This window comes from Schleiferilactobacillus shenzhenensis LY-73 (assembly GCF_000469325.1).
In the GTDB taxonomy this organism is placed as follows: Bacteria; Bacillota; Bacilli; order Lactobacillales; family Lactobacillaceae; genus Schleiferilactobacillus; species Schleiferilactobacillus shenzhenensis.
Genome location: NZ_KI271583.1, coordinates 84,617 through 96,112, shown reverse-complemented (window position 1 = coordinate 96,112; position 11,496 = coordinate 84,617). Strand labels below are relative to the sequence as shown.

Sequence of the window (11,496 nt, the reverse complement as noted above, 5' to 3'; positions counted from 1 at the left end):
CCGGAGCTTGCGGAGCTTTGGCACGGCGTCGAGGGAGAATTTTGTCCCAGTCCCGTTTTTCTGTCTTGATTAAACGATTAGTCGGCCTGAGCCAGCTTTGCTACGTCGACGGCGTGAGGAGCGGTGCCGGTTTGGACGAAGGCTTTGGCTTGTTCGAGGGAGACGGTGACCATGTTCTCCACCGCGGACTCGGTGTGGTAGGCGATGTGCGGGGTGAAGATGACCCGGGGGTCGGCCATGAGGGTTTGGTAGGCCTTGTTGGCGGGGGCTTCGTTGCGGTTCCACTGGTCGATGACTTCGTTTTCGTACTCGAAGGTATCGATACCGGCGCCGCCGATGTGGTCGTCTGCCAGGCCTTGGAGCAAGGCGTTGGTGTCGATCAGGTTGCCCCGGGCGGTGTTGATGAGAAAGACGCCAGGCTTCATCTGGGCGATTTCCGGGGCACCGATCAAGTGGGTGTTTTCTTTGGTGCCGGGGATGTGCAGGTCAATAACATCCACCCGAGGCCAGAGGTCAGCCAGGTCGTCGACGTATTCGATTTTGTTCTTCAATTGGGGGTTGGGATACGGATCATAACCCAGAACGGTGCAGCCGAAGCCTTGGAACAGCTGGACGGCAGAGGCGCCAATCCGGCCGGTACCGACCACGCCTATGGTCAGTGTCCCCAGCTCGATCCCGGTCAGATGCATGGCTTCCGTATATTGGTGACTGGCGATGGCCCGGTTGAGGGTGCCGAAGCCGCGAACCAGTTGGAGGGTCAGGGATACGGCAAACTCCGCGATCGACTGGGGCGAATACGCTGGCACGTTCGAGAGCTTGATGCCGTTGGCCGCGAGAACGGGGAACGGGACGTTGTCCATGCCCACGTTGCGCAGGGCAATGTACTGGACGCCCGCCTTTTTCATCTCGGCGAAGACCGCTGCCGGGTACGGTGTGGTCTGCAGGGTGACAACGGCGTCTTCGCCGGCGAAATCAGCGGCTTTCTGCGCGCCTAAATTATCATCGTGGTAACGCAAGGTGACTGCGTTGGCTTCGGCCCACTGGGCGAAGTATTTCTTTTCTTCTGGTCGTAATCCGTATACACCAAATTGCATTCCGTTAGTCTCCTTCGTGTTGTGTGTTGTCCCTGTACCAGCGGGCATGGTCGCGGCGTCCGCCGACGGTGAAGCGGGCGGAGTCGCCCCCCAGCGGCACGGTCGCAGCCGCGTCGCCCAGGGGCAGCTGGGCATTGAACATCGCTTCGTATTCTGGCACCGTGAGGCGGTGGCGGGCGGCGAGCATGGCCGTCACGCCGGCAGCGTCGATGCGGTCAGAAAAATCGGCCGCCAGCGTACCGCTGAAGAACTCGCCCACCGCCCCGGACCCGTAACTGAACAAGCCGAGCCGGTCACCGGGGCGCATACTCTTATCATGACACAATAAACTGAGCAAGCTCAAGTACAGCGACCCGGTGTAGATATTCCCCACGCGCCGGGCCAGCACGCTGGCCGCTTGGCGGCGGTCTTCGAGACGGTCATCGGCAGTGAGGGCGGCCAGGGCTTTCTTCCCCATCTTGGTAAACGGCAGATGGAAAAGGAGTGCGGTGTAATCCGTGAGGACATCACCGTACTGCTCCTGATGGCGGGCGGTGATGCGGGTGACGAAGTCGAGGTACGCCTGGGTGGAGTAGTGGCCGTCGACGACAGGGACCGTCAGGCCGGTGGGCCGGAAGAAATCAGGCAGGTCCGCGGTGTAGGCGACAGCGTCGTCGTGCACGATGAGCAGCCGCGGGGCCGCGCTGACCAGCATGGCCACCGCCCCGGCGCCTTGGGTCACCTCCCCACTGGCGGCTAAGCCGTAGCGGGCGATGTCGCTGGCGATGACCAGGGCGGTGCGGTCGGGATGGGCGGCGACATAATCCCGGGCGGCGAGCAGGCCGGCGGTCGCCCCGTAACACGCCTCCTTGATGTCGTAAGCGCGCAGCCAGGGACTCAGACCGAGCAGCCGCACCACGGTGATGGCCGCGGCCTTGCTCTCGTCCACGCCGGACTCGCTGCCGACGATGACCAGGCCCAGGCGGTCGTCCAGACTGCCGGCGGGCAGTTGAGCGGCGGCGTTGGCCGCCATACTGATCAGGTCCTGGCTGGCGGGGGCCACCGCCATCTGGTCTTGGCCGATGCCGATGGTGTACTTGGCCGGGTCATCCCCCCGGGCCTGGGCCAGATCGGTCAGATCCACATACGTATTGGGGGTGAAGAAAGCCAAGGCGTCAATGCCCACTGCGGTCATCGTTGGAGCTCCTTTCTCATCTCCGCCAGCAACTGGGCGGCGGCGGCTTCGGACGGGTGTGCTTGCGCCGCCAGCTGCTGGGCCAGCGGAACGATCTCCTCGGGCCGGGCACCAACGCGGACGGCCAGGGAATGGTACTGCAGGCGCATATGGCCGTGTTGAATGCCGTCGGTGACCAGGGCGTTGAGGGCGGCCAGGTTAGCAGCCAGGCCCACCGCTGCGGCGACGATCTGCAGCCGGGCGACACTGGGCTGACCCAGCAGCGCCAACGCGTGCTGCGCACTGGGCAGGACCTTGGTCGCCCCGCCGACAGTCCCCAGGGGCAGCGGCAGCGTGATGCGGCCGCGGAGCCGCCCGTCTGCTTGCACGTGCCACTGGCTGAGCCCGCGGTAATGGCCGTCCAGCGCGGCGTAGGCGTGGGCGCTGGCGTTCACCGCCCGGGTGTCATTGCCGGTGGCCAGTGTCAGTGCGGCGACCCCGTTCATGATGCCCTTGTTGTGCGTCGCGGCCCGGCGCGTATCGCGCTGGGCCCAAGCGGACAAAGCCGCAATGCGGTCGGCGACCACCGGCGTCACCGCATCCGCCGGCAGCGTCGCCTGAACAGTCGTTAAGTCATCCCGGCCGTCGTTCGTCAGAACCGCAAATAACACCGTCCCGCCGCTGCATTCAGCCGCCGCGGCCGCGATGGCCTCCAGGATATCATTGAGCATATTGGCCCCCATGGCTTGGCCGGGATCCACGTGGACCAGCAGCGTCACGTCCGGAAGGGCCGTGTCGTCGAACATAATGGCATGGATCGTGCCGCCATGAACCGTGAGGGTTGGGTGTGCCGCCAGGCCGACGGCGTAGAGTTGGTGCACGGTCTGCTTCAACGCCGTGATCCCTTCCGGCGTGACGTTTTGCAAGCCAATCTCGCCGGTCAGGCCGTGCCGGGTCGTGGCGCTGGTGATGGCGCGCCCCTGGTCCAACAGTTTGAAGCCATGATTGATCGCCGCCACCACGGAAGGCTCCTCGGTGGCCAAGGGAATAGTGTACCGATCATTCATAATACGAATGTCGGGCACGACGCCGACGGGCAGACTCATCTGGCCGATGACGTTTTCGCTTAAGCCGTTCAGGACGCTGGCACTCAACGGGGCAGCCGCCGCCCAGAAGGTGCGGTCCGCCCGGTTCAGCTTCAGCTTGCCCCGCCGTTCTTGGGGAGAAAGCTGCCAGAATTTCTGCTCGCTCATACCGTCACCCCCATACCGACAGCCATTCCGCCGCCGATGCACAGGGCCGCCACCCCGCGGTGCAGCTGGCGGTCGCGTAACGCGTAGATCAGCGTCGTCAGGATGCGGGCGCCGGAGGCCCCCAGGGGGTGGCCCAAGGCCAGCGCCCCGCCGTTCACGTTGACTCGGTCAGCGGGCAACTCCAGTGCCTGCATCACGGCTAACGACTGGGCGGCGAAGGCCTCGTTCAACTCGTACAAATCCACGTCAGCCGTCAGCCAGCCGGCCTTGCGCAGTACGTGGGGAATGACCCGGGCCGGGGCGAAGCCCATCACTGCCGGGTCGATCCCCCGCTCGTCAAAACTCGTCAGCTCCGCCAGCCAGGGCAGCCCCAGGGCGATGGCCTTGTCTTTCGCCATCAGCACCAGGGCTGCTGCCCCGTCATTGATGCCGGAGGCGTTGCCGGCGGTGACGGTGCCGTCGTCTTGAAAGATGGTCCGCAAGCAGGCTAGCTTAGCGATCGTGGAATCCGGACGAATCCCTTCATCCGTCGTTACCGTGCCCACCGGGGTGATTTCTGCTTGGAACCTCCCCCCTGCCGTCGCTGCCGCGGCGCGCTGGTGGGATTGCCAGGCGAAGGCATCCTGGGCGGCGCGAGAAATCCTGAAGTCGGCCGCGACCCGTTCTGCGGTCATGCCCATGGGTTCATGGTTGATGGCGTCGGTGAGGCCGTCGACGACCAAGCTATTGGTCACTTCCGGCGACATCCCGGCAGCCGCGTGGCGAACCAGCTCCGGGGCATTCGTCATGCTCTCCGTGCCGCCGACCAGAACGGTATCCGCCTCGTCCAGCTGAATCGCCGCTTGTCCCAGATGCACCGCCTTCAACCCAGAGCCGCAGACCTGGTTGATTGTCATTGCTGTGCTGTCGTTGCTCATGCCCACCTGCAAAGCAATCTGCCGGGCCACGTTCTGGCCGTTGCCCGCCGCCAGGACATGCCCAAAGACGGCCTGGTCGATCATCTCGGCCGACACCCCGCTCTGTTTGATTGCCGCCCGGGCAGCCGCACTGCCCAAGGCCACCGCAGACTGTTCCGCCAACGCCCCGTTACGCCGGCCAATCGGGGTGCGCTGGGCGCTTAATACCACCACTTGTCGCAAGATGGTTCCTCCGTTCCCGTTTTTCTAGAAACTCCATCATACCGGAAGCGGCCCACTAATTCTAGTGAATTGCCCCCGCCTTAAGCGAATCGCAAGCCTCAGACGTATACTGGAAGAAAGGAGGCGCTGCCCCGTGCACGTGAGCGAATTACTGCTGTTACTGGCCGACATTCGGCGCAACACGCCGGTGTATTACAACCAGGATAAAACACCCCTGCCGGTCACCGGCGTTGCTTGGACGAAAGCCGATGCCGAGACCCCAGCGGCGCTGCTGCAGTTGGGGCCGCCGGGCCACCCGCGCCGGCAGTGGGAGCTGGTGGCGTTGCTGCAGGAGTCGCAGCGGCCGGACGACGAAATTTATGTCGTGACAAAAAAAGGGCCGGTCCCCATTTTTGGGTTCCGGCTGGTGAACCAGCATATTTGGTTGGGGTAGTAAATCGCCCCATGGCTGCTTTTCAGTGTTAAGGTGACGTCCTAACAGACAATTCAAGCTTTACTTTCGGACGAATCATACGCCATCACTCAGGGTCCACGTCAACGTAGCCCGATACTGATGCCCTGACTCGATGGCAGTAGTTTGAGACAACGGCGGTACCGTCAGTTGGGTTGGCTGAAGCATAATGTTAGTAGGTTGTGACGTCGATCCAGAAATATTAAACAGCTTGACCATGTCACCACCAGTGTCGACCCGAAAACTGGGCATGTTGTTCCCCAGCTGCTGAAAAGTAAAATAGGCACCCTGTAGGCCGACACTGTGTGTTGAAGCAGTTTGATCGACAAATTGGCTTGCTTGGACACTAATGGTGAACGGCAAGTGGGTCATGTCCCGGTTATCCGTGTAGCTGAGCTGGTCCACCGTATTTTGGCTTTGGTAAGTCGTCTGTACTGAAGGGATGGGGTGTTTGCCAAATTGCAGCGTGGGCGGTGTCAAACTGATTTGATTGATTTCACTTGAATAGACGCCGGCGTTAATGTAATAGAACTCTTTTCGTTCAGTGGCTGTATTCCCGCCTGAGGCGGGGACAACATAATCTTTGGGCGTTAGGTAATATGTCCCGGTCTTGTCAGTCACTACAGTGGATTCGTCAAACTGAGAATTGTACCATGGATTTGTCCCCTTACCAAGGATGGTCAATGCTAAGTGAAGGCTGTCCAAATCGTCCTTGGAAATGCCCACCCTAAATGTTCCTGAGCTGGTAGTTGCAAACTGATAGCGGGAACCATCGCCGCCCGCCAGGTCCTGCATAGACTGCCATTGCGGTGTATCTTCATACTCCAGCGTATTACCGTTGAGATTCGGTTCTACTTGCCAAGAACCGGCAGCATTTTTTTTGAATAGCTGGAAATGAATTGGGGTCTTTGTGCCATCTACGCCAGGCTCGATTAATGGCCATCTAAAAATCCCGTCGAGGTTATTGTCCCGAAATACAATACCGCCAAAAATGGTCTCAACAACTACAAGAGTCTTCGCCGACGAGATATTGCCTTGCGTGTCCTTGTAAGAGATGCTTACTGAATAAATTCCCGGCTTATTTGTGTCTACATTATCGCTTTCTTGAACATCCGCAGTCGCCAATTTTGTCCCGTCAGGACCAATCAACGAATCGACACTATCTGTCCACTGCCACTCGCCGCCAGGATCCACAAACAGCTGCTTCAGTTTCAGGCTGGTCTTAATTTTGCTGACCTTAATGGTATACGTCTTACCCGCAATCGTGGGATTGTTTGTATCGGAATGCCAATCAGATGGCACCCACTCCACATGGGTATCGGTTAACGACCCGGAGTCAATCGTCATACTCCTTTGCCAATACGTCGTATGTAAGGAAGGATCCCAACTGGTCAAGGTGTCAACAAGGCCGACCCGAGAATAATAATCCCCAGAATCACCCGATTTTGTTTTGCTCATGATGACCGCACCGGTGTCAGCATCCACCAAGTTGTATGTGTCCACCACGGTGGCACCAGTCAAATTGAGCACCCGGCGAATGTCAGTAAGTGCAATACCGGCAATGTTTTTATCGGGCAGTTCATCAGCTGTGAGGCCAATCTTGTCGGGCGTAATCGTGTAATAAGAGTTTTGGTTTACAAATGAATAATCCCCAGTTCCAGCGAATAAAACACCATATTGGGGAATTTCCGGGACAGTGTTGGCGTTGAAGCTAACGCTCCCCCGCAGAGATGGTGATATGGCGCCCTCTTCTTTCACTTTAACAGGCATGTTCAATGCGTCCCAGCTTGCTTCGACCGGCACATTCTTCTTTGCCCCGTCATTTGGCCGAAAATAAAATACCTGACGGTCACCCGTCGCGGTCGATGTGTTATGCAACTGATAAGCCGTTAGACTGGAAATCGTATACGTGTGCTGGCCATCGGTCATATTGGCTTGCAATAAGGCTAAGTAATCCTGCGTTGCTTTTTGAACATCCGCCAAATCAGCGGTCAGCTGAGCTGGCAAAATAATATAAAAGCCGTATAATTGGTCGCCCGAATTACCTTTATACGCAAATACCTTAAACGAGCCGACCCCGCCATAAAGTGCGTACCCGGATGCTTCGATATAGAAGTTTGAAAGGCTTGGCTGGGTGGTCAATTTAGGCGCAGTGGGAACAGTCCCGTCCTGGAGCGCAGTATCGGAAGAGACGGTTGATGCGTTCTTTGCACGTGCTGCTGAAGCAGAACTAGAGGGGCCAAACGACGCCGCATTGGTCGTGGCCGACAGCAGTGCGGCCGCCGACGTGTCTTTCATCGTTATCGTTGTCTGTATCCGGTTCTGCTTGGCCCCCGATACGCGTTGTGGTTGCCCACCCAGTATCAGAACCGAACCGATAGCGATGATGATGATTGCCGCCCAGCAGACAATTCTATGTAATCCAACCCAATGTTTCATGGTAACAATCAACCCCCCAATTACAGATTTGTAACACTCTGCACAACTACACTCTACCATATTTGTCTACTGACTTGTACCAAATTTCCCACTAAAAAGCACCGCCATCCCTGAAATCGCAGGGATGACGGCGCCTCTATGGTTGACTGATAATCGTCAATTGCTACTTCTTGGTCTTGTCAGCGGACGGCAGCGTATCAAATCCCGCCACCAATTTCTTCAAATACGCCCGCAGCTCATCCTTGATCTCCGGATGCTGCAATCCGTACTCGATGGTCGTCTGGACATAGCCGAACTTGTTCCCAACATCGTAACGCTTGCCGGTGAACTCCCGGGCAAACACGCGCTGGGTCTTATTCAACCGGTCAATGGCGTCAGTCAATTGAATCTCGCCGCCCCGGCCGGGTTCTTGAGTGTCCAATAGGTCGAAAATCTCGGGATTGAGCAGGTACCGGCCGATGATGGCCAGGTCGCTGGGGGCCTTGTCCACCGGCGGCTTCTCCACGAAGTTCTTGACGTTGAAGAGGCCCGGTTCCATTTCTGACGTGGGATTGATCACGCCGTACTTGGAGACTTCCTCGTGGGGCACGCGCATCACAGCCAGGGTGGAAGCGTGGGTCTTCTCGTAGTCGTCCATCAGCTGCTTGGTCAGCGGCACTTTGCTCATCGCCAGATCGTCGCCCAGCATCACGACGAACGGTTCGCCGGCGACGAAGGATTTGGCCAGCCGCACGGCGTCGCCCAGCCCGCGCTGGTAGGACTGGCGAATGAAGTACAGGTTGACGCCGATGTTGGTCGTCTCCTGCTCCAGCTTCAGCAGCGCGTCCTTATGCTGGGCCTTCAGCTGCTCCTCCAACTCGGGCGCGGAGTCGAAGTGGTCCTCAATGGGCCGCTTGCCCTTGCCGGTGATGATCAAGATATCCTCAATGCCCGCCGCTTTGGCTTCTTCCACGATGAATTGGATCGTCGGTTTGTCCACGATGGGGAACATTTCCTTCGCCATCGCCTTCGTTGCCGGCAACAGCCGCGTCCCGAAGCCGGCGGCCGGAATCACTGCCTTGCGTACCTTCACACCTATCAGTCCTCACTCTCAGAATTGTGTACGTTTTAACCATACCACAGGACAACAGCAGAATTGTTTAAGAAGGTCGTCTTTTTTACGCAGAAAGTATGGCGGTCTAGGCCTTTTCTCTCTTCTCCCGCCGCCGGCGCAGCCAGTCGACGAAGCGGCTGCCGCTGGTGGGCGCCGTCCCGTGGGCAGTCTCCTGGGTGACCGCGTTGACCACCGCCCCGAAGACGAAGATCGTCGCGGTCCAGTTGATCCACAGCAGCATGATCATGACGGTCCCGATCCGGCCGTATGAGTTCCAGCCCGTCCCGAAGTAGCGCATGTAGATAGAAAAACCCTGGGCTAACAGAATCGACCCGACCGTCATCACGGCCGTCCCGGGCAAGACCGTCCACCAGCGCATGCGGGCGTTTGGCAGAAAGAAATAAAAGAGCATGCCCAACACGAGAGTGGCGCCCACGGCCACCGGCCAGCGCAGTGTTCGGTACGTCGCTAGCCAGCTATCCGGCAGCTGGAGCAGCGGAATCAGCCATTCTAGGAATTGGCCGCCGAAAATAAACAGCAGCATCAAGACACCCAGCACCAGAATAAAGGCCAGTGTCAGTAAGAAAGAAAGGAGGCGGCGGCCAAAATACATGATGATACCCTGGCGCGTACTCGTGGCCCGCGGCACCCCGTAAGCATAATTCATACTGTTGCGCATGGCGTTGAACCCCCGGCTGGCCGTCCACAGGGTGGCGATGATACCGAAGGACAGCAAGCCGCCGTTGCGGTCGCGCAGCAGGGCGATAACCGCCGGCTGGAAAGTTTTCATCAAACTTGCCGGCACAATAGGGGCCAGGTAGCTGAGGGCAAACTGCGGTGTAATGCCCACCACGGGTAGTAAGTTGCCAATGACAATCACCAGTGGAAACACTGACAGCAGCATATAGTATGTGATCACCGGTGGGGCCGACAGTACGGCCGGTTCCGAGAACCGGGCAATGACGTCCGCCACAAACTGGCCGATCCGGGCCAGCCGCGTCGCCGGTGCCGCCGGTGCAGGTTGACCCAAATGATAGGTCAAAACCGGTTTAGCCATTGTCCTGTCCTCCCTTCACAATGTGGCCTGAATCGTACATCTTGTCATATTGTACCAAAACTGAAAGCACTATGGCTGATTATTCTTGGTTTAAGGCCTTGCGACCGGAACAGCCAGAATTTACGCCGCCAGAGAAAGGTCAAGACAGCGACTAGCAGCACACTCAACTTGCCAAGACCTTTCCCCAGGCTCCCCGCAAAAATTGTGCTATTCTGGAAACGGTTTTAAATTAGACTCAGGCGGGAGGCTTCGCTTATGCCGGCAAACAAACAGCGGCCCAAATGGCTGCAAGTCATCATTGATTCCTTCAGTTTCAAGAGTCCTGGATTGTCCTTTCTGACGAAGTTGAAGATCTCCTTGCCGGCGCCGATCCTGTCGGTCAGCGCGGTGATCATTCATCAGGTCTACATAAAATACTACACCGATGTGCTGGGCCTGAACGCCAGCTTGGTGGGCCTGGTCTACGTCATCTACAACATCTGGAACGCCATTAACGACCCACTGATCGGCGCGCTGGTCGACCGCCAGCCGTATCGGCCCAAGCACGGCAAGTATGTTTACTTGCTGCACGTGACGGTGCCCTTCATGATGCTGATGACGCTGGCGATGGCTTTCACTCAACCCAGCTGGAGCCAATGGGTCAAGTTCGGCGTCTTCCTGGCCGAACTGTTCATCTTCGATACGGCGGCCACCGCATACGGTATTGCTTATGGCGCCTATGTGCAGATTGCCGCACCGACCAAGGAAGAGCGGCTGGACATCGGGACCATTGGCAACTACTTGACCTATGCGATGTCTTTTTTGGCCGCAATGATTCCTACCCTGCTGCTGTTCCGGGGTGGCGATAAGCAGCTGTTCATTCCGGTGCTCTGCGCCGTAGTGGCGGTCCAAACAGTGATCTTCGTCCTGGCCCTGCGGGGGTTGAAGGATACGCCGGAGATGTACAAGACGGTGCAGCCGGCGAAGCGGAATAACAAGGTAGCGGCCAAAGAAGCGTGGCACATCATCAAGTCCCGGCCGTTCTTGGCCAGCGTCAGCTACTCGGTCCTGGCTATGGGCGCCCTGCAGTATTATTCCACCGCGTACCTCTATTACATGGACGCGGTGATCCACGCCAAGGGGACGACGGCGACGCTAATTGGCTTCGTGACCCACCTCGTGGCACTGGCCTTGATGCCGGTGATGAACTATGTGGTGAAACGCTGGGGCACCAAGACCAACGTGATGATCGGCATGATTCCGGCGACGATTGGCTACCTGGGCCTCACGTTCGCCCACACCATCGGGGAGGTCTACCTATACTACGGGCTGGTCGTCTTCTGTACGATCTACTTCGGTACGGCGGTAGCGCCGATGAACGCCTTGATCATCGACGAAGACGAGTGGCAGACCGGAGTGCGCAAGACCGGCCTGTATAACGGCCTCTTCGGCATCTTCACCACCTCTCTGGGCAGTCTGCAAATGATTCTCTACACCAGCATCATGAGCGCCACCGGCTACCGCGGCCAAGCCGCCGTTCAGACCGTGCGCGCCGAGAATGGTATTCGCTTTGCTACCGGCATCTTGCCGCTGATCTGCATCTGGGTCGGCCTAATTGCCATCATCGTTTACCCGTACAGCCGGCAGAAAGAACGGGAAATATCTGCCGAAAGTCGGCGGATGCGGGCTGGCGAACCGTCGCCGGCACTGCAGAAACTACGAGCTGCCGGGCAGGCGCCAAAGCCTGAAGAGTAGTTTTCTGAAAGCAGCGTGCTGAGCAAGCGACGGGACGGCGCTTCTCCCTGTCCTGTGCTACAATAAAGCGTAAAACAATCAAG

9 protein-coding genes are annotated in these 11,496 nt (G+C 58.4%); 2 read left to right on the top strand and 7 right to left on the bottom strand.

What is annotated here, in order from left to right; translation table 11 throughout:
- Positions 1–77: 77 nt before the first annotated feature.
- Genes L248_RS02565 through L248_RS02550 form a run of 4 tightly spaced genes read right to left on the bottom strand, consistent with a single transcriptional unit; the run spans position 78 to position 4,639 of the window.
- A complete protein-coding gene (locus L248_RS02565; RefSeq protein ID WP_022528491.1) occupies positions 78–1,094 on the bottom strand; it encodes an NAD(P)-dependent oxidoreductase in 1,017 nt (338 codons plus the stop codon).
- Between the two features lie 4 nt (positions 1,095–1,098).
- Complete coding sequence (locus tag L248_RS02560) at positions 1,099–2,268, bottom strand: hydroxymethylglutaryl-CoA synthase (protein WP_022528490.1); 1,170 nt, start codon at positions 2,266–2,268, stop codon at positions 1,099–1,101.
- Positions 2,265–3,500, bottom strand: coding sequence for a hydroxymethylglutaryl-CoA reductase (locus L248_RS02555; RefSeq protein WP_022528489.1), 1,236 nt, complete (start codon positions 3,498–3,500; stop codon positions 2,265–2,267). The genes L248_RS02560 and L248_RS02555 overlap by 4 nt, the downstream gene beginning before the upstream one ends.
- Positions 3,497–4,639, bottom strand: coding sequence for an acetyl-CoA C-acyltransferase (locus L248_RS02550; RefSeq protein WP_040534504.1), 1,143 nt, complete (start codon positions 4,637–4,639; stop codon positions 3,497–3,499). The genes L248_RS02555 and L248_RS02550 overlap by 4 nt, the downstream gene beginning before the upstream one ends.
- Positions 4,640–4,772: 133 nt before the next feature.
- On the opposite strand from L248_RS02550, the gene L248_RS02545 reads away from it, so the two are divergent.
- Positions 4,773–5,072, top strand: a complete 300-nt coding sequence (locus L248_RS02545; RefSeq protein WP_040534502.1) for a hypothetical protein — start codon at positions 4,773–4,775, stop codon at positions 5,070–5,072.
- 75 nt (positions 5,073–5,147) lie between these two features.
- On the opposite strand, the gene L248_RS02540 is transcribed toward L248_RS02545, so the two are convergent.
- The 3 genes from L248_RS02540 to L248_RS02530 all read right to left on the bottom strand — a co-directional run bounded on the left by L248_RS02540 (position 5,148) and on the right by L248_RS02530 (position 9,679).
- Positions 5,148–7,529, bottom strand: coding sequence for a hypothetical protein (locus L248_RS02540; RefSeq protein WP_040534500.1), 2,382 nt, complete (start codon positions 7,527–7,529; stop codon positions 5,148–5,150).
- A gap of 163 nt (positions 7,530–7,692) precedes the next feature.
- Entirely contained in the window at positions 7,693–8,601 is a 909-nt protein-coding gene (galU, locus tag L248_RS02535) for a UTP--glucose-1-phosphate uridylyltransferase GalU (protein WP_022528485.1), read from the bottom strand.
- 106 nt (positions 8,602–8,707) lie between these two features.
- Positions 8,708–9,679 carry a YihY/virulence factor BrkB family protein gene (locus tag L248_RS02530; RefSeq protein WP_022528484.1) on the bottom strand — a complete coding sequence of 324 codons (972 nt, stop codon included), beginning with the start codon at positions 9,677–9,679 and terminating at the stop codon, positions 8,708–8,710.
- A gap of 255 nt (positions 9,680–9,934) precedes the next feature.
- Between L248_RS02530 and L248_RS02525 the strand changes: the two genes are divergently transcribed.
- Positions 9,935–11,413, top strand: a complete 1,479-nt coding sequence (locus L248_RS02525; RefSeq protein ID WP_022528482.1) for an MFS transporter — start codon at positions 9,935–9,937, stop codon at positions 11,411–11,413.
- The last annotated feature ends 83 nt before the right edge of the window (positions 11,414–11,496 follow it).